Raw genomic sequence first — 18,658 nt, 5'->3', positions numbered from 1 at the left:
ACGACCGTCCCCTGCGGGCACGGGGAACGTGAGTTTCACGGCCAGCGGGCTTCACAGCCGCGGGGGGCATCCCCGCAGGCGCGGGGATGCCCGGCCAGCGCCGGGGGTACAGCAGAAACCGGCGAGGGCCATCCCCGCGGGCGCGGGGAGCAGACCGCAGCAGCGGACTACCGCCAGTTGTGGGAGGGGCCATCCCCGCGGGCGCGGGGAGCAGTCCCATCCCGCCGTCCAGGGTGAAGAAGCATCGGGGCCATCCCCGCGGGCGCGGGGAGCAGATCGTCGTGACGGCGCTCTGCGTCGCGGGTGTGGGGCCATCCCCGCGGGCGCGGGGAGCAGGTCTGCACGGAGGCGACGGTGACGGTTTCGGCGGGACCATCCCCGCGGGCGCGGGGAGCAGCACCGTCGCCTCCGTGCAGACCGTGACCGCTGGGGACCATCCCCGCGGGCGCGGGGAGCAGACGAGGAGTCCCAGCCAGTAGGCCATATCGAGGGGACCATCCCCGCGGGCGCGGGGAGCAGATCAGCGATGGCACATATCCGCCTGGCACCAGGGGACCATCCCCGCGGGCGCGGGGAGCAGCTGAGCTGCAAAAGCAGCTCTCTGCGGCTGGTAGGACCATCCCCGCGGGCGCGGGGAGCAGTGCGGGCCCCGCCATGAGGCGGGGCCTGTTGCGGGACCATCCCCGCGGGCGCGGGGAGCAGCGTGGATGTGAGGACCGGCTGGGTGCCCGTATGGGACCATCCCCGCGGGCGCGGGGAGCAGACTGTCTGACGTGCGACGTTATCTTCGCGAGGTGCTGTTCTTGAGCAGTTTCAAGAATTCCGGCATAGCGTATATTACGATCATTTGTTGCTAATCTGTTGTGTTGTGGGGCCGTTCAGGGCCGGATGATACGGCCTTCGTGAGCGAGGTCCGGTGTCGTTTGCTGGGTCGTTTTCTGCATAAGGCCGTATTGACGTCTGATTTACCTGCTATCTATCTCTCATGACGGCTGAGGGGGAGCCCGGGGCGGGGCTTGGGGGTCGGCTCACGGGACCGGCGCGTTCGGTGTGGGCTAAGCATGACCGGGATGCGGAGGGATGGCTGCCGCTGTGGCGGCACATGGCAGACAGCGGCGCTGTGGCTGGGTTGTTGTGGGACCACTGGTTGCCTGCGAATGTGCGGGGGCTGGTGGCGGAGGCTCTACCGGGTGGGTTGGCGGATGCCCGCCGGTTGGTGGTGTGGCTGACCGCGGTTCATGACATCGGGAAGGCGACGCCGGCGTTTGCCTGCCAGGTGGACCAGCTTGCCGATCGTATGCGGGACCAGGGCCTGGAGATGCGGACCCATCGGCAGTTCGGGCCAGATCGTCGGATAGCTCCTCATGGCCTGGCCGGGCAGGTGCTGTTGGCGGAGTGGCTGGAGGAGCGGCACGGCTGGGCTGTCAAGCAGTCGGGGCAGTTCGCGGTGGTGCCGGGTGGCCATCACGGAGTGGCGCCCGAGTATGGCCAGTTGAACGACCTGTTCGACCGGCCTTACCTGTTGCGGACGCCTGGTCCGAGCCGGGCGTTGTGGCGTCGGGTGCAGGAGGAGTTGCTGGATGCCTGCGCGGACGAGTACGCGGTGCGGGAGCGCCTGGGCGTGTGGCGGGCGGTGGTATTGCCCCAGCCGGTGCAGGTGTTGTTGACCGCGATAGTGATCGTTGCTGACTGGGTTGCCAGTAATCCGGATCTGTTTCCGTATTTTCCGCAGGAATCCCGTAGCGGCGAGGAGAGGGTGGCGGCGGCCTGGCGGGGGTTGAGGTTGCCGCCGCCGTGGCGTGCTCAGGATCCTCCAGGGGATGTGCAGGAGTTGTTCGTGTCGCGTTTTGAGCTGCCGGCGGGGGCGAAGGTGAGGCCGGTGCAGGAGGCTGCGGCGCGAGTGGCGGCCGATATGCCCGAGGCCGGCCTGCTGGTGATCGAGGCGCCGATGGGGGAGGGGAAGACGGAAGCGGCGCTTGCGGTTGCGGAGATTTTCGCGGCTCGTTCGGGTGCGGGTGGTGTGTTCTTCGCGTTGCCGACGATGGCGACAGGCAACGCGATGTTCCCGCGGCTGCTGCACTGGCTGGATTGTCTTCCGGGGGAGGAGCAGGGTGTTCGGCGCTCTGTTCTGCTCGCGCACTCGAAAGCAGCGCTCAATGATCTTTTTGCCGGCTTGATGCGTGCCGGCCGGCAGACGGTCGCCGCCGTCGATGTGGACGGTGGGGAGCAGCAGTGGCGGCCGGGTGAGGCGAAGGGGAGCGCTCCGGCGGAGTTGGTTGCTCATGCGTGGCTGCGGGGGCGTAAGAAGGCGATGCTGTCGTCGTTCGTTGCCGGGACCGTGGATCAGTTGCTTTTCGCGGGGCTCAAGAGTCGCCACTTGGCGTTGCGTCATCTTGCGGTGGCGGGGAAGGTCTTGGTGATTGACGAAGCGCATGCTTACGACACGTATATGAGCGTGTATCTGGACCGGGTCCTGTCGTGGCTGGGTGCGTACCGGGTTCCGGTGGTGGTGTTGTCGGCGACGCTTCCCGCGGCCCGTCGTAGGGAGTTGGCTCAGGCGTACGCCGGCGTCGATGGTGCTGCTGGTTTTGAGGTGTTGTCCGAGGCTGTTGAGTATCCGCTGATCACTGCTGTTGCTGCGGGGCAGACAAGTCCGGTCGTGGAGAGTCCGCAGGCGTCGTCGCGTGGTGGCGAGGTGCGGTTGGAGTCGCTGGAGGACGGTGAGGAGGTTCTGGCCGGGCGGCTGGAGGCTGAGCTTGCTGGTGGTGGCTGTGTGCTGGTCGTGCGGAACACGGTTCGGCGGGTCCTGGAGACGGGGCGGTTCTTGCGGGAGCGGTTCGGTCCCGAGGCGGTGACGGTCGCCCATTCGTGTTTCGTGGATGTGGACCGTGCGGCGAAGGATGCTGACCTGCTGGACCGTTTCGGGCCGCCGGAGAAGGCGGCAGGCCGGCGGCCGGTGGGGCGGCACATTGTGGTCGCCAGTCAGGTCGCCGAGCAGTCACTGGATGTGGATTTCGATCTGCTCGTCACTGATCTGTGCCCTGTGGATCTGATGTTGCAGCGGATGGGGCGGTTGCACCGCCATCACCGGGGTGCAGGTCAGTCGCAGCGCCCTCCCCGGCTGCGTGCGGCGCAGTGCTTGGTCACCGGTGTGGACTGGAGTGGGGTTGTGCCCGTGCCGGTGCGGGGGTCGGTGGCGGTCTACGGGGCGTACGCGCTGCTACGCGCGGCGGCTGTCCTGCTCCCGCACCTTGAGGGTCCCGGGCGCCGGCCGGTCCGGCTGCCCGGGGACATCAGCCCGCTGGTCCAGGGCGCTTACGGGGAGGGGCCGGTGGGCCCTGAGGCGTGGGCGCCGGCGCTCGATGTGGCGTTGGGGCGTCATGAGAAGCACCAGGCTGACCAGGCCGGGCGGGCGGAGGTGTTCCGGCTGGGGCCGGTGGGCCCCGTGGGGCATCCGATCGTGGGGTGGGTCGCGGCGGGTGCGGGGGATGCGGATGACACCCGGGCCGGGCGGGCTCAGGTCCGTGACAGCAGGGAGAGCCTGGAGGTCGTGGTCGTTCAGCGTCGTGCGGACGGGTCGTTGGGCACGCTGCCCTGGCTTGCCGGTGGCAAGGGTGGCCTGGAGCTGCCGCAGGAGCGGGTCCCGGATCCGAGTGCGGCGCGGGCTGCGGCGGGCTGCGGGTTACGTCTGCCGATGCAGTTTTCGTCGCCGGAGGTCATGGACCGGGCGATCACGGAACTCGAGGAGCTGTATGTGCCGGCGTGGCAGAACAAGGACTGTCCATGGCTTGCCGGACAGCTCATTCTGGCGCTCGACATGGATTGTCAGACCCGCCTGGCAGGCTTCTCACTCACATACAGCCAGAGCGACGGTCTTGAGGTGATCCGTGACTGACATGGACGAACAGCCCACCCCTGTGGGGGAGTTATCTTTCGATCTGACGGCCCGGCCGTGGGTGCCGGTGCTGCGGATGGATGGTGTCGAGGAGGAGCTGTCCCTGCGGGAGGTGTTCGAGCAAGCCGGTCAGCTCCGCAGTGTCGTGGGTGACCTGCCCACGCAGGAGTTCGCCCTCGTCCGTCTGCTGCTCGCGCTCGCGCACGATGCGCTGGACGGTCCACGTGATACCGAGCACTGGGCGCGGTTATGGGAAGACGGTGACTGCTTTGAGCCGGTGGCGGGCTACCTCGATGAGTACCTTGACCGATTCGATCTGCTCCACCCCAGCGCACCGTTCTTCCAGGTCGCAGGGCTGCGCACGCCGAGCGGTGAGGTTTTCTCTCTCAACCGGATCGTCGCGGACGTTCCGAACAATGAGCCGTTCTTCACCTCCCGGATGCCGGCAGTGGACCGGCTCGGGTTCGCGGAGGCGGCCCGCTGGGTTGTCCACGCGCATGCGTATGACACTTCCGGGATCAAGACGGGCATCGAGGGCGACGAGCGGGTCAAGGGCGGCAAGGTGTATCCGCTCGGGGTCGGGTGGGCCGGGACGCTGGGCGGGGTGTACGCGGAGGGGCAGACGCTTCGGGAGACGCTGCTGCTGAATCTGGTGGCCTGGGACACTGCCGGGGTCCGGTTCGGTGAGGGTGACCTGCCGGCCTGGCGGCGCGAGCCGTGCTGCCCGGGCCCCGGAGTGCATCGGCGCCCTTCGGGTGTGCGGGACTTGTACACCTGGCAGACGCGTCGGGTGCGGTTTCACTTCGATGCCGGTGGGGTGCACGGCGTTGTCCTGGGCTACGGCGATCCGCTTGGGCCGCACAACATGCACACCGACGAGCCGATGACCGCCTGGCGTCGGAGTGCCGCTCAGGAGAAGAAGCGGGGTGAGGCGCTCGTCTACATGCCGCGCGAGCATGATCCGAGCCGCTCCGCGTGGCGCGGTCTCGAGGCTCTGGTCGTGGGGCGTGCTGAGGCGGGGCATAGCGGCGAGGCCGCGAAGGTGCTGAGGCCGGGGGTCCTGGAGTGGATCGCGAAGCTGGTGAGCGTAGGCGAGTTGCCGCGCGGATACCTCATCCGTACCCGGGTCGTGGGGTGTGTCTACGGGACCCAGCAGTCTGTGGTGGACGAGATTGTTGACGACCGCCTGGTCATGTCCGTTGTTCTCCTGCACCGGGAGGACCGCGAGTACGCACGTGAAGCCATCGACGCGGTATCCGACGCGGAGCGTGCCGTTACAGCACTGGGTGACCTGGCCACCGATCTTGCCCGTGCAGCGGGCAGTGAGACTGAGGGGCGACGGTCTGCCGCACGCGCTCTTGGCTTCGACGCCCTCGACGCCCCCTACCGCACCTGGCTGACAGAACTCGCGACCGCCGAGGATCCCACAGCCCACCGGACCCAATGGCAGAAGAGCACCTTGCGGATCCTTCGCCATCTGAGTGAGGAACTCATCGCTCAGGCGGGCGACGCTGCCTGGGAGGGCCGGGTGGTGGAAGCGAAGAACGGCCCCGAATGGCTCAACTCAGCCCTCGCCGACCAACGGTTCCGCTTCCGTCTTGACAAGGCACTCAGCAGCCCGTTCAGTGCCGGCCCGCAGCCGGGCGCCGGCCCCGCGCCGGGGTCCGCCTCTTCTTCGAAGGTGCCCGTATGACCACCCAGGCCCTGTCCACTCCTCGTCAGCGCGTCGAAGCTCTGACCGGGGAACTCATTGTCCCGCTGCAACGCGGCTACCTGGGCGACCAGTCCTTCACTGTCGGGGCGCTGGCACGGCTGCGCCGCGGTGCGGGCAAGGAATTTTCCCAGGTACCGGACCTCTGGGGCCTTGTTGACACCGGCGGCCTCCACACCACGCCGGGGGAGGGGCTGTGGCCGCTGAGCGAGGCAGAGTTGACTCGCGCGGAGGACGCACTGCACGTGGCTGTGACGCTGTGGGCGCTGCACCAGCAGTCCCGCGGCACGGCCATGCACCGGGCGCAGGCCCCCGGTTCGCCTCGGGGGCTGGGGGCTGGTGTGCGCGCGCTGATGCCCCCGACGAGGGCCGGCGACACGAACGAAGCAGGAGAGGCGGTCCGCAAAAGGCTCGTGCGCGCTGGGACCGCGCCCGGCCTGACCGTGCTGTCGCAGCGCCTGCGGGACATCGTCGTGCTGCTGCACGGCGGGGACATCCCCCTTGACTACGCCCTGTTGGCCGGACAGCTCTACCAGTGGCAGGAGCCGGGCGGCCGCGATGCCGTACGCCGCGAATGGGGCCGGTCGTTCCACTCCTACCGGCCGTCCCAGAAAGCCGGCACCGGCACACCGGCCTCAGATCACCTCACCGACCTCACGGACAAGGACGCCTCGTGAACCGTATTTTCCTCGACGTGCACGCACTGCAGACGGTGCCGCCCAGCAATCTCAACCGGGACGACACCGGTGCGCCGAAGTCTGCTGTCTATGGGGGAGTGCCCCGTGCCCGCGTCTCGAGCCAGGCATGGAAGCGGGCCACCAGGACGTACTTCAGTGCCGAGAATCTTCTGAACCCCAACGAGCTCGGTGTGCGTACGAAGAAGGTTGCCGAGGTACTCGCCGCTCGGATCACGGCCCTTTCCCCTGACCTTGAGGGGGCTGAGGTGCTGCAGCTGGCGGCGGAAGTCATCCAGGGGGCCACGGGCTCCAAGATGGTGGTGCCCCAGAGGAAGGCGGATGCGGCCAAGGACACGGCTGAACAGCCCGCGCCGGAGTCGAAGTATCTGATGTTCCTCAGCGCCCGTCAGCTCGACGGCCTCGCTTCCCTGGCCATCGAAGGTGCCGCGGACATCAAGGGATTCTTCAAGGACAAGGGCAACAAGGCCCGCGCGAAGGAGATCGCTGACACCCGCCATTCGGTCGATATCGCCCTGTTCGGGCGCATGGTTGCAGACTCCGCGGACTTCAACGTCGACGCCGCCGTTCAGGTAGCGCACGCCATCAGCGTTCACCGCGTCGAAAACGAATCCGACTACTACACCGCTGTCGATGACGAGAACACCGAGGCGGAGACGGGGGCCGGGATGATCGGGACCGTCGACTTCAACTCGGCCACCCTCTACCGCTATGCGGCGCTCAGCGTCCACCAGCTCGCCGAGAACCTCGGTGAGGGGCTGCGCGACGATGAGGAGCGCACCACGCCGGTACGGCGGGCGGTCGAAGCGTTCGTGCGGAGCTTCCTCGAGTCCTTGCCGACCGGGAAGATCAACACGTTCGGGCACCACACCCTGCCCGACGCGGTGGTCGTCAAACTCCGCTCCACCCGGCCCATCAGCTACGTCGCAGCGTTCGAGGACCCCGTCACCGGCGAGAGCGGTCACCTTCGGGAGGCTGTCGCGCGCCTGGCCGAGTACATCCCGGACGTGGAGCGCGCCTACGGGGACGACGAGTCCACCGTCACCTGGGTTCTGCGGGTCGGCCCGAACACGGAGAAGCTCTCCGGGCTCGGCACGGAGGCGGAGCGTCTGGGGGACCTGGTCGAGTCGGTCGGCCGCACCGTTGCCGAGCGTCTCGACAAGCCCGCATGAGCGTCCTGCTCCTGCGGCTGGCCGGCCCCCTGCAGGCGTGGGGGGCCTCAGCGCGCTTCGTGCGCCGCACCACCGAGTCCGCCCCCACCAAGAGCGGCGTCATCGGCATGCTCGCCGCCGCCCGAGGCCTGGACCGCGACGACGACACGAGGCTGGCCCAGCTGGCCGCCCTGCGCTTCGGCGTGCGCCTGGACCAACCAGGCACCCGGATCAGGGACTTCCAGACCGCCCATCACGCGGTGACCGGTAAATCGATGCCGCTCTCCGAGCGCTTCTACCTCGCCGACGCCGTGTTCGTCGCAGCTCTCGAAGGAGACCCAGTCCTCCTGGACGACCTGTACAGCGCACTGCGCGCCCCGGTGTATCCGCTCTTCCTCGGCCGGCGCTCCTGCCCACCGGCCCTCCCCGTAGAGCTCGGCATCCGCGACACCGGCCTCCACGAGGCCCTGAGCGACGAACCCTGGCACGCGTCCAGCTGGTATCAGAAGGCGCGCCGCCGCGATGACGCCGTGTCCCTGACCGTGCTGCGCGAGCCACAAGCGGACGAGCAGCACGGCGACACGCTGAGGGACCAGCCCCTCAGTTTCGCTGCCGCGCATCGGCGGCACGCGCTGCGCTCCGTGATCACGGCGACGGTTCAGGTCCCCAATCCGTATGCAGCGGCGCACCGGGGCTGGGCCGCCGCGCGCTGTGTGCCTCGGCATGATCCGTTCGATGCGGTGGAGGAGGAAACCCACTGATGTATCTGACTCGCTTCCGCGTGAATACCGCGCGCCCCGGAGCCCGCCGGCTCCTGTCGTCACCGCAGTCGCTGCACGCGGCGGTCATGGCTTCCTTTCCCGGCCTGCTGCCGACCAGCGGCACCGAAGCCGGCCCGCGGGTGCTGTGGCGCCTCGATCACAACGCGCGGGCCGAAGTCTTCCTCTACGTCGTCAGCCCGGGGCGGCCCGACCTGACCCACCTCGTGGAACAGGCGGGGTGGCCGGCTGCCGCCCTTGACCCAGCCACACCCGGCTGGGAGAGCCGCCCGTACGCACCCCTCCTCGACCGCCTCACGCCGGGCGGACTCTGGGAGTTCAGGCTCACGGCCAACCCGGTGCACCACATCCGCCGCAAGGACGGCGAGCCGACCAAACGCACCGCCCACATCACACCCGTCCACCAGAGGGGCTGGCTCCTCGACCCCGAACGCCAGGAACGAGCCGGGTTCCGTGTCGTCGAAAAGCCTCAGACCCAGCGGCTCCTGCCCGGCGGCACCACCCACAAGAACCATCCGCATCACGGCGACCGCTACGAGCTGGCCGTACGAGACGAACGGGCACTGTCGTTCAACAAGTCCCGCGACAGCAGGTCGGCCCACCAGGTGAAAGTCGTGACCGTGACCTTCGACGGGCGCCTCGAAGTCACCGACCCCGAGGCACTGCGCCGCACCCTCACCCAGGGCCTCGGCCGCGCCAAGGCCTACGGCTGCGGGCTCATGACTCTCGCCCCCGTTCAGACATCCCCCCGGGTCAGGGGAGAGGACAGGTGACAACGGTCGGTAAACGGGGCGCTCTCACGCCGCGGCATCTCACCCGCACCGCGGAACGCGTCTCCTTCATCTACCTGGAACGCTGCACCATCCACCGCGACTCCAACGCGATCACCGCCGAGGATGCCGACGGCACCACACACATCCCCTCCGCCACCATCGGAACTCTCCTGCTCGGCCCCGGCACCCGCATCACCCACCAGGCGATGAGCGTCCTCGGGGAGAGCGGAGCCGCGGTTGCCTGGGTCGGAGAACACGGCGTCCGCTACTACGCCGGCGGCAGAGCCCTGAGCCGCTCAGCCACGCTCGTCGAAGCCCAGGCCACTCAGTGGGCCAACATGCGCAGCCGCCTCGCTGTGGCCCGCGCCATGTACCGCCTCCGCTTCCCCGACGAAGACCCCGCAGGCCTGACCCGCCACCAGTTCCTCGGCCGCGAAGGGGACCGTGTCAAAGACTGCTATCGAACCCAGGCCGCGCGTACCGGAGTCCGTTGGCGGGGAAGAAAGTACACACCCGGCGACTTCAGCAGCGGTGATCCCGTCAACCAGGCGATCACCGCTGCGGCGCAGTGCATGTACGGCATCGCTCACGCTGTTGTCGCCTCCCTCGGATGCAGCCCCGGACTCGGCTTCGTCCACTCCGGTCACGAACTGTCCTTCGTCCTGGACGTTGCCGACCTCTACAAAACCGAAATCGGTATTCCCCTCGCGTTCGACATCGCAGCCGAGGACGAGCAGGACGTCGGCCAGCGCACTCGCCGCGGACTGCGCGACCGCATCCATTCGACCGGACTCCTGGATCGCTGCGTGAACGACATCAAACAGCTGCTGTTGCCCGACAGACCAAGCGCAGGAGAAGACGAACTCGACCGAGTCACGCTCCAGAGCGACCAAGGCCACCAGGTAGCAGCCGGTGTCAACTACGGAACCGATGAAACGGTCACCTGGTGACCGTCATCGTCCTCACCAACTGCCCGCCCGGGCTTCGGGGATTCCTCACCCGCTGGCTCCTCGAAATCTCGGCGGGTGTCTTCATCGGCAACCCCTCAGCCCGCATCCGCGACGTGCTTTGGAACGAAGTCCAGCAATACGCGGGCCAAGGCCGAGCCCTACTCGCCCACACCTCGAACAATGAACAAGGCTTCACCTTTCGTACGCACGACCACGCATGGCGTCCGACTGACCATGAGGGCCTGACACTGATCCACCGCCCGGGCGCTCAAGCCAAATCGCCCTCCCCAGGACCGAAAACATGGAGCAAGATCGCAAAACGGAGGCGATTCGGTGCTAGATGAGAAGTTTTGCAACTCCATCCCGGTATGTCGGAGTCGGTCAAACTACTCGGAAAGAAGCGCTGCGGCTGGCTAAACCGCAGGTCGCGCAGTCTGCTCCCCGCGCCCGCGGGGATGGTCCCGTCGATGAGTTCGACCAGATCAAGGGGGGATACTGCTCCCCGCGCCCGCGGGGATGGTCCCCCGGTCGGCAGCGAACTGAAGAACCCCGCGCGCTGCTCCCCGCGCCCGCGGGGATGGTCCCCAGCGTCCACGCGTCCCCGTCCCGCTCAACCACTGCTCCCCGCGCCCGCGGGGATGGTCCCGACGCCAAGGTCAAGGCGCTCCCGCCGAAGATCTGCTCCCCGCGCCCACGGGGATGGTCCCCTCATCCCAGCTCTCGGCATCGCCGCCGCCGTCTGCTCCCCGCGCCCGCGGGGATGGTCCCGGGTTCGGTCTCAGGCCCTGATCCGGAGGTGACTGCTCCCCGCGCCCGCGGGGATGGTCCCCAGCACATCAACGAGCAGCCCGCACCGCTGCGCTGCTCCCCGCGCCCGCGGGGATGGTCCCGGGCCGGCGGCGTTGACGGTGGTGCGGTGCCGGCGGCGCAACCGGACCCCTTCGATCCCGGACTCCCGCATGATCCTGGCGACCCGCTTGTGGTTGACCGCCTCACCGTTCGTCTCGCGGAGCTCGACGGTGATCCTCGGGGGCTCCGTAGGTGCCGTCCGATTCCTGGTGCACCGCCCGTATCCGGGCGGCCAGGCGGCCGTCGGCCACCTGCCGGGCGGCCGACGTGGGTGGGTACACCTGTGCGTTCCCCGGCGATGAACGGATGGGCCGGCAGCCAAGCTCGTGACGGAAGCCTGGCGGGTGGCCCAGCACCCGCATCGTCGGGGCCGTGCTCAGCACCGACCATCTCGTTGGCCGCCACAGGGGACTCCGGGACCACCGAACCAGCGTCACCGTGAGAATCGATGTTGCGTCCCAGCGTCGTCCCGACGCTGCGATTTCGGTGAACTTCGGGTCCGGAAGCTCCGAGACCAGAGCTGGCGAAGCACGCACGTCAGGGTCGAGGAGTAGCACCTCCGCGGCAATCGCCGCCCTGAACGAGCCGCTGGGTCTCGTGTGTCATGCGCGCACCCTACGGCGGCGGGACAAGTCCTAAGACCTGTCCCGTAACTGCTGGTCACAGGTGAGATGATCTTGCTGTGGCTGGTGTGATCACGGCGTCGGAGCCGTCTTGGATAGCCCCGTTCACGGGGCTGAGCCCGCGTATCTTCGGCAAGTTGGTGACTGCGCTGCGCCGCGAGGGTGCGGATCCGGTGCGCAAGGGCCGCCCGTGGTCTCTTCCGCTGGAGGACCGGGTGCTGCTGGTAGCGGCGTACTGGCGAACGAACTTGACGTTGCGCCAGCTTGCCCCGCTCTTCGGTATTTCGAAGTCCGCGGCTGACCGCATCATCGATCACCTCGGTCGTCGCTCGCGCTGCGGCCCCGCAAGCGGTTCCGTAAGAACACCGTGCTCATCGTGGACGGCACCCTGGTGCCCACCCGCGACCACACCATCGCCGAGCAGTCCAAGAACTACCGGTACTCCACGAACCACCAGGTCGTTATCGACGCTAACACTCGGCTCGTTGTGGTGGTCGGCCGGCCTCTGCCCGGCAACCGCAACGACTGCAAGGCGTGGGAGGAGTCCGGCGCGAAGGCCGCCGTCGGTAAGACCATGACGATCGCCGACGGTGGCTATCCGGGCACCGGGCTGGTGATGCCACACCGGCGCCGCAAGGGCGAGGAACTGCCCGACTGGAAACACGCCCACAACAAGTCCCACAAACAGGTCCGCGCCCGCGTCGAGCACGTCTTCGCCCGTATGAAGACCTGGAAGATCCTCCGCGACTGCCGCCTCAAGGGCGATGGCATCCACCACGCCATGCTCGGAATCGCCCGCCTGCACAACCTCAACCTCGCCGGATAGACGAGCGGTCGGGCTGGTCACCGTCCACGCCCACACCAGGCAGAGATCATTTACGGGACAGGTCTTAGCCGGTATCGCAACGCGATCGCCATTACTACGACCCGCGCTGGCGGCGGAACTCGACGACGCTGGAGCGGCAGACCGGCCCCGCCGCTCCAGCAAGACCAGAGAGACCGGGTGCGAGGGCTACCGTCGCGCGGCTCGCCTCGCACCGCGTGGTCGCTGCGCCGCGGCGACCACCACCAACGGTCTCGCACAGGCTGGTCTGGCGCTCGGTATGTTGCGATGGGGCGGTGCGCGTCACGGCCCTTGTAGAGGTTGAACCCAGATACGGGTGCTTGGCCGCTACCCTGAGTTGTCAGGACTGGCTGAGTAGGAGGAGACGCGGGATGACGAGCGCACCCGACTACACGTACGGCATCGATTCCGAACGCGCGCTCAAATACGCCGTCCAGCACATCCGCGGGGACCGTGTCCAGATCATCGAGGGGATCATTGAGCCCGTGTCACCGACCTGGGACCACGAGCGGGCCGCCCGAGTAGTACGCCGCCAGCTCGAGGACCGTGTTGACGAACTCGGATGTGTTGAAGGGTCCGGGAACCTGGACTTGCCCGGGTCGTCGAACTGGTACGTGCCCGATATCGCCGTCGTTCCTGAGGAACTTGCCAGGGGCGGCGGGGCGCTGCTCCCCGATCAGACTTTCCTCGTCGTGGAAGTGACGTCGGAGTCGAACGCTGAATCCGACCGGATCGTGAAGCGGCGCCGGTATGCCGAGTACCGGGCCCCGCTCTACCTCCTCGTCGACCGGATCGAGGGCAGCATCACCCTGTTCTCCGAGCCCGGACACCTGGGCTACACCCGCGTTGACGGCCCGCACCCGTTCGGTGCGGTGGTACGACTGCCGGACCCGTTCAACCTGGACCTGGACACTAGCGGCCTATCGCCGGCCTGAGTTTGAGCCGGTAGCTGTACAACGGAAATGAGTCTCGCGATCCGGGTGCTCTCCCGTTCGGGAGCGGTGAGTGCGTTCTGCTGCAGGTGAGAGGAATCGGCCATTCCCGTGCGGTATTTCGTCGTTTGGGCGGGATGGGCAGGGTGTGGTGGAGTGATCGGCCGTAGTTTCGTCGCGCTGTCGTCATGACGGGTGCACAGGGTGCCTGAGTGGTACGACGGCGAGGGGGAAGTACTTTGTTGTTCGGACGAATGCGTACGGCTGTGACCGCTGCCGTGGCGCTGGCTGTTGCGGGTACATGTATGGGGGCGGCTCAGGCCGACCCGGCCCACAATGAGCTGAAGGTGACGCAGAGCCCGGCGGCCATGGCTGCCAGTGCCGGCGCGGCCGCCGGCGCCACGTGCAGGGTCAACGCGGTTGTCTACAACCGGAGCGTGGCGTGCCAGACCTCTCAGGCGAGTGTCCAGGTGCTGCGTAACGGCAAGGAGGTCGGGCGGGCGACGTTCACGATCAGCCACGAGATGACGCTCAACAAGAAGTCGCTGAAGTGGTCGGAGACCACACGCGTCAGCAAGGCGGCGATCGCCGGTAGTGCCAGCGGTATCCGGATGGCGACATCGGTCTCCTGCGGCAGCCCGTGCAAGGCGACCAGCCACGTCTCCAGCCACACGCTGGGGGCTGCCTTCTCGGGCAAGGTCGACTACAGCGACGGGGTCAAGAAGAACAAGATCCACAGCAGCGCGGCCAAGTACACCTTCACGTTCAGCAAGCCCGGCTACACCCTGGGAAGTTTCTCGTATTCCTCACTGGGATTCCGCTGCGACGACTCCTTCTGGAACGCGGCCAACACCCGCCGCATCCTGAGCCCCGGCTGCGTCTTCCCGAAGTACAAACCCACCCTGACGACCATGAGCACCCTGCCCGACATCGCGAAGAACATCCGCAGGATCCAGGGCAAGGGCGGGCACTACGGCAAGCCCGGCTCCGGGCACCCGCTGCGCCGACTCACCAGCGATGCGAAGGCGAACGCGAACCGGCGGGCTGTCTGCGGAAAGGCGAAGCCTGTACCTGGCAAGTCCTGCGATGAGTACCCGTTCGCCAGGACCTACGAAGGCGGCACGGCGCTGCCGGCAGCCAGCCGTGGCATTGCCATGGTCCCGGCCACGGAACAGGACAAGCAGGGGGGCCGGATCATCGGCTTCTACAAGCAGGAGCGCGTCATGGACAAGGATGGCTTCTGGGTCGCGGTCTGACGCGACGCGCGTGTTTCATGCTGCGGTCCCACTCACCGGTTCGGGTGTGTGGGACCGCAGCATGGTGTCCGAGGTGGAGGATCGGGGAGTGATGGCGGTTCAGGGGCCAAGCCGAGTACGGGTTTCGCATCATCAGTACGTCATGTTCGACACGGATGCCGAGGCACCGGAGCAGGACATCGACGACAGGCTCGAAGGTAATGGGTTGGTCCGTGTCAATGACGAATCGACCTACGCCTCGGTCCTGACCGGTACCTCCTATGGCGACGTCGATGTCGTTTTCGATGTGACCGGCGTCGAGCCGCCGCTGGACTGCGAAGGCTGGGACGAGGTCGTCGAGGTCAGTCTGTACTTCCCGGCCGAGGGCCCCCTGGTGGGCGATCCCCTCTCCGACGACCTGGACGAGGTGCCCCTCCTCGGAGATCCGGAGGAGCACCAGTGGTGGAGGTTCCGGGTCCACGCACGCGGCCGGGACGCGGCAGCCGCCGCCGGCGATATCTACGCGGATGAGGGCGACACGGTCCTGGAAGAGCACCTCGTCCAGATTTGGGCCGCCCCGAGGACAGCCGAGATCCGGCACCGGCTCACCGACCAGGCCGGCCGTCGAAGTCGTACGGCCGACACCGATAAGTACGCCGAGACAAAAGCCGCGGAGACGGACCACGCGGCGCTGCCGCCCACCCCGGACCAGTACAAGCACCTCACCCCGCAGCACACCGAACTGAACGCTGACACCCCGGACGGCACCGACAGCCCCGCGTAACCCCGACACCCGGCCGTATCCGTCCCGCGATCCCGGGGTGCCGGCGGCCGCCCCAGACACCCGCCGCCCGTTCCAGGCATCATGTGCCCGGCGCGAACGTCCGCTCCCTACACGTCCTGGCGCCCACGAAGGCCGGCCCGGCCGTGTCGGTTGCCGCGGCTCCACAACCGGCGGCGCCCGCCGTGCCGGTGCAGCGCCGGACTCCGCCGGACGGATATCGCCGTGCGATCGAGGCGCACGGCCAGGCCGTGCCGCCGCCACGGATGGCCCCGGGCATCGCGGAGGGGGTGGAGCGGCAGAACAGGGCGATGCGCGAGCTCAGCTGCAGGGCCTTCCCCGAGCCGCCCGCGGTGCCGGATGATGCACCGGCTCCGATGGGCCCGGTCCGCGTCCAGCGTCGCCGCCAGGTTGCGGCGAGCGAGGCCGCCGCGCTGCTCCGGGCCCGAGCCGAGGAGGCCGGCTTTCAAGGAGGGGCGTGCTCGAACTCGGCGATGGAGCCGAGGGGACGTTCACACTGAAGCCCGCGGTTCTCGCTGCGTGCCGGGGCTACCCTGCTGATATGCCCACGTGCCCAACTGGCCACCGGTCACTCTCAGATGACTTTTGCGATGAGTGCGGTGTGACGATGCCATCGCCGCCCGAGCCGCAGGTGCCGAAGCGGCCACCTGGGGCCGACGACGGCCCGGATGGCTTCTGCCCGGACTGCGCCACGACGCGAACGGGCCGGTACTGCGAAGCGTGCGGCTTCGACTTCGGCTTCGGCTTCGACTTCGCCAGCCCCGAGCCTGGTTTCGTCTGCCCCCAATTCCAACTCCCCGCGCGTCCTCTTCCCGACCTGGACACCAGCGTCGAGTCCGCCCGGGCAGCCGTCCAACGCTCTTCCGAGCCGGCGATCTTTGACGAACTGATCACGGGAGGCACGGTGGCAGCCAGCTTCACGGCGGCCGCGGCCATCGCGAAGGCGCAGATCGAGGCCACTACTCAGCGGAGAAGGAACGCACTGGACGCGGAGACCAAGCGCCTGGAGATCGAGTCTCAGGAGCGCCAGGGCACCTTGCAGCAGCGCGAGGAGACCAAGCGGGCACGGATCACGGCTCGAAGCCAGGTGCAGCATCAGGCTCCCGAAGAGGGAGCCGGATGACCACAGGGCGACCCCGTACGGGAAGAGCGCGGCCGGCACCGACCGTCCGCGCCGGCTCGATCCGCCGATCGGCAGGAAGGGCCGGGGGTAGGGCCGGCTCCTCGGGGCGCGCGAGCTCCTCGGGGGTGGGCGCGTGCCGGATGACGCACGGCTGGCCGCTGAAGTCGACGGTGATCGTGTGCCGCAGCACGGCGGCGTCGTATAAGACGTGCTCGATCTCCAGGCAGGCCCGGTCAGTAGAGATCCCGAAGTCGCGGGCCTCCATGGCGTTCTGACCCGCAGCAACTCCGCCGACTGTGCGCCTCACACGGCATTCCAGCAGGTACACACATTGCAGGGTTGCACGGGAGAGCGATCCGTCACGAGGTGACAGCCCTGCCGGTACGGTCCATACCATGGGCTTGGAGAAGGTGTCGTACGGGTGGTTGGCACGAGCCACGCTGACGGTGATGGCATGCGGGGTAGCGGCCGTGTGCTGGCAGCATCCGCCCGCTGTCGGCGGCGTCGTGGCGGCCGCGGTCATTACCGCCGCGATCTGGTGGTTCCTGGCCGGCTTGTCTCTGAGCAATGCGATCTGGTCCGGTCTGGTGAGCCAAGACATGACCTGGCACGCCCGCCTGCGCCCCGACGGCCCGGTGCACAGGGGCGGCCCGATCGACCCGGACACTGAGTTCATGGTCGGACAGATGCGCCAAGTCGAGGACCGGGTGCAGGACTTCATCCGCGCATCAGACCTGGAGCACGTCTCGCTGGCCGTGACCGGCGGTCGGATCGGCCTGTGGCACGAAGCGGCATCGACCCGCTCCGGACGCGGCGGTCATGTCGACCTGGGGTACTTCTGGCTGTTTCCCGACCGCAGCAACGTCCTGCCCTACATCCTGGAGCACGAGCTTGCGCACCTTCGCCGCAATGATGCACGGGCCCGCCTGGGCACCACGACGCTCCGCGCCGCCCTGATCGTGCTGTGCGCCGGGCTCCTGCCGCTAGCCCAGGCCCTCCTCGTTCTGGCCGTCCTCACCGCCGTCGGCATCGGCTACCAGTGGTGGACTGAGCTGGCCTGTGACCGCGAGGCCGCACGCCACTGCGGCCGCCGCGTCGCGGTCGCGGCCTGGAAGCAGGACCTGGCCGATACCCGCCAAATTCCTCTGGTGCGACGGCTGTGGGCCGCGCTTCTGGCGTTGCGCAGCCACCCGCCGATGCTGCTGCGGGTGTGGTGGGCTCGTCTCGCCCCGTCCGGGAGCGCGTGACGCCCCCGTCGGGTGCTGCCCAACCGGCTGACGTCGGGGCGGTCCCCCGGGCATGATGCGGTCGTCCTCCACCTCGACCGATCCCGCAGGCTTCTGTGTTTCCCGGCCCGCCCGGGGTCAGCGCCGGCATGGTGTGCGGGGAAGATCCCGTGTGCTGCGGCCGTGGCTCCCGGCGCAGCACACGGCACGGTCGGGAGGGTCAGGAATGCAGGATGAGCTCGGGCATAGAGGATGCGGCGGTGCTCGGCCACATCACCGCGTCGGGGACTCGGCTGTGACCGGCGTGGCCATGTTCTGCCTGGTGGGCCGTATGGACGCGGCCCAGGAGCGCTGTCAGGGCGGGGGGCTCGAAGGTCGCCCTGTGGCCTTCGGCGAGCTCGTGGATCAGGGCGCTGAGCCCGGCACATCCGAAAGTTCGGTGGGCGTAGTCGGTCGCGGCGAGTACCAGGGCCTGGCAGGCGGTCATGTTGGCGGCTGCCACGGTGCTCAGGGCGCTGCGGGTGAGGTCGTTGTCATCAATGGTGAGTCGGCCGCAGTCGCAGAACCCCATGCGCTTGGCCAAGGCGAGGGACTCCCCCTGGGGGAGGAGGTCGGAGATCGCGTCGACAGCCACAAAGCCGAAGTCGATTGCGACCTGGTAGGCGTGATGGCACATGGCCGGGTCGGCGGCGAACTCGCAGGTCAGCGGGGCGTGGGGGCGGTTGACGACTGGTGGCCGCGGTGAATGGCGGCGGCGTGAGGACGGCATGCAGCGTTCAACAGATCCTTGCGCGGGCGGTCACCGCTGCCTCACCCGCTTGGCGTACACGCGTATCTCGTCAACACGACACCCAACACGCCTCGGCCGGAGGCGGCCGGCGGCCGCGCAGGGCGTCCAGGCCTTCATCCTCGCCCTGGAACGTCCCAGAGCGGACCCAGCTCCTTCACCTGACAGCGTGCGGTGCGGGCGCCCAAGTAATGGGTCACGGCCCAGAAACAGCTGTGGCTGACTGGGCACTGGTCACCAATGGGTACCGCCGCCCAGGCGCGCCCGAGCCCAGGTCCGGTTG

Annotated in this window: 14 protein-coding genes, 2 pseudogenes and 2 CRISPR repeat arrays; of the genes and pseudogenes, 14 read left to right on the top strand and 2 right to left on the bottom strand. The window is 68.2% G+C overall.

Annotated features, from left to right (window positions below; translation table 11 throughout):
* Positions 1–124: 124 nt before the first annotated feature.
* A CRISPR array of direct repeats spans positions 125–763; the repeat unit is 29 nt; unit sequence GGGACCATCCCCGCGGGCGCGGGGAGCAG.
* Between the two features lie 222 nt (positions 764–985).
* Genes cas3 through cas2e form a run of 8 tightly spaced genes read left to right on the top strand, consistent with a single transcriptional unit; the run spans position 986 to position 10,298 of the window.
* Positions 986–3,895 carry a CRISPR-associated helicase Cas3' gene (gene cas3, locus OHB13_RS38220; protein WP_328380666.1) on the top strand — a complete coding sequence of 970 codons (2,910 nt, stop codon included), beginning with the start codon at positions 986–988 and terminating at the stop codon, positions 3,893–3,895.
* Position 3,896: 1 nt separating this feature from the next.
* Positions 3,897–5,588 carry a type I-E CRISPR-associated protein Cse1/CasA gene (casA, locus tag OHB13_RS38215; RefSeq protein ID WP_328380664.1) on the top strand — a complete coding sequence of 564 codons (1,692 nt, stop codon included), beginning with the start codon at positions 3,897–3,899 and terminating at the stop codon, positions 5,586–5,588.
* Positions 5,585–6,283 carry a type I-E CRISPR-associated protein Cse2/CasB gene (casB, locus tag OHB13_RS38210; protein WP_328380662.1) on the top strand — a complete coding sequence of 233 codons (699 nt, stop codon included), beginning with the start codon at positions 5,585–5,587 and terminating at the stop codon, positions 6,281–6,283. Before casA ends, casB begins: the two co-directional genes overlap by 4 nt.
* Positions 6,280–7,473 carry a type I-E CRISPR-associated protein Cas7/Cse4/CasC gene (cas7e, locus tag OHB13_RS38205; protein WP_328380660.1) on the top strand — a complete coding sequence of 398 codons (1,194 nt, stop codon included), beginning with the start codon at positions 6,280–6,282 and terminating at the stop codon, positions 7,471–7,473. Before casB ends, cas7e begins: the two co-directional genes overlap by 4 nt.
* Positions 7,470–8,213 carry a type I-E CRISPR-associated protein Cas5/CasD gene (gene cas5e / locus OHB13_RS38200; protein WP_328380658.1) on the top strand — a complete coding sequence of 248 codons (744 nt, stop codon included), beginning with the start codon at positions 7,470–7,472 and terminating at the stop codon, positions 8,211–8,213. The genes cas7e and cas5e overlap by 4 nt, the downstream gene beginning before the upstream one ends.
* Positions 8,213–9,004 (top strand): type I-E CRISPR-associated protein Cas6/Cse3/CasE, encoded by a 792-nt coding sequence (gene cas6e / locus OHB13_RS38195; protein WP_328380656.1) that lies wholly within the window; start codon positions 8,213–8,215, stop codon positions 9,002–9,004. The genes cas5e and cas6e overlap by 1 nt, the downstream gene beginning before the upstream one ends.
* Positions 9,001–9,954 (top strand): type I-E CRISPR-associated endonuclease Cas1e, encoded by a 954-nt coding sequence (gene cas1e, locus OHB13_RS38190; protein ID WP_328380654.1) that lies wholly within the window; start codon positions 9,001–9,003, stop codon positions 9,952–9,954. Before cas6e ends, cas1e begins: the two co-directional genes overlap by 4 nt.
* On the top strand, positions 9,951–10,298 hold the full coding sequence (gene cas2e / locus OHB13_RS38185; protein ID WP_328335828.1) for a type I-E CRISPR-associated endoribonuclease Cas2e: 348 nt from the start codon (positions 9,951–9,953) through the stop codon (positions 10,296–10,298). The genes cas1e and cas2e overlap by 4 nt, the downstream gene beginning before the upstream one ends.
* A gap of 90 nt (positions 10,299–10,388) precedes the next feature.
* A CRISPR array of direct repeats spans positions 10,389–10,844; the repeat unit is 29 nt; unit sequence CTGCTCCCCGCGCCCGCGGGGATGGTCCC.
* Between the two features lie 14 nt (positions 10,845–10,858).
* Here cas2e and OHB13_RS38180 read toward each other — a convergent pair.
* A pseudogene (locus OHB13_RS38180) lies at positions 10,859–11,075 on the bottom strand (IS3 family transposase); the annotation flags it as partial.
* A gap of 410 nt (positions 11,076–11,485) precedes the next feature.
* Here OHB13_RS38180 and OHB13_RS38175 point away from each other — a divergent pair.
* From OHB13_RS38175 to OHB13_RS38150, 6 genes and pseudogenes are all read left to right on the top strand, one after another.
* Positions 11,486–12,252: pseudogene (locus tag OHB13_RS38175) on the top strand (transposase).
* Positions 12,253–12,641: 389 nt separating this feature from the next.
* The gene (locus OHB13_RS38170; RefSeq protein WP_328380652.1) at positions 12,642–13,205 is read left to right on the top strand and encodes a Uma2 family endonuclease; all 564 of its coding nucleotides are present in this window, start codon (positions 12,642–12,644) and stop codon (positions 13,203–13,205) included.
* A 344-nt stretch (positions 13,206–13,549) separates the two neighbouring features.
* Positions 13,550–14,458: a NucA/NucB deoxyribonuclease domain-containing protein gene (locus OHB13_RS38165; protein WP_328380650.1), complete on the top strand. Its 909-nt coding sequence runs from the start codon at positions 13,550–13,552 to the stop codon at positions 14,456–14,458.
* A 142-nt stretch (positions 14,459–14,600) separates the two neighbouring features.
* A complete protein-coding gene (locus tag OHB13_RS38160; protein WP_328380649.1) occupies positions 14,601–15,221 on the top strand; it encodes a hypothetical protein in 621 nt (206 codons plus the stop codon).
* A 619-nt stretch (positions 15,222–15,840) separates the two neighbouring features.
* On the top strand, positions 15,841–16,362 hold the full coding sequence (locus OHB13_RS38155; RefSeq protein WP_328380647.1) for a hypothetical protein: 522 nt from the start codon (positions 15,841–15,843) through the stop codon (positions 16,360–16,362).
* A 395-nt stretch (positions 16,363–16,757) separates the two neighbouring features.
* The gene (locus OHB13_RS38150) at positions 16,758–17,609 is read left to right on the top strand and encodes a hypothetical protein (RefSeq protein WP_328380646.1); all 852 of its coding nucleotides are present in this window, start codon (positions 16,758–16,760) and stop codon (positions 17,607–17,609) included.
* A gap of 199 nt (positions 17,610–17,808) precedes the next feature.
* On the opposite strand, the gene OHB13_RS38145 is transcribed toward OHB13_RS38150, so the two are convergent.
* On the bottom strand, positions 17,809–18,357 hold the full coding sequence (locus OHB13_RS38145; protein ID WP_328380644.1) for a hypothetical protein: 549 nt from the start codon (positions 18,355–18,357) through the stop codon (positions 17,809–17,811).
* Positions 18,358–18,658 lie beyond the last annotated feature (301 nt).

The sequence above is a fragment of the Streptomyces sp. NBC_00440 genome (genome assembly GCF_036014215.1).
GTDB lineage: Bacteria > Actinomycetota > Actinomycetes > Streptomycetales > Streptomycetaceae > Streptomyces.
Note: the sequence above shows the minus strand (reverse complement) of the source record. Positions and strands in the feature narration are given on the sequence as shown.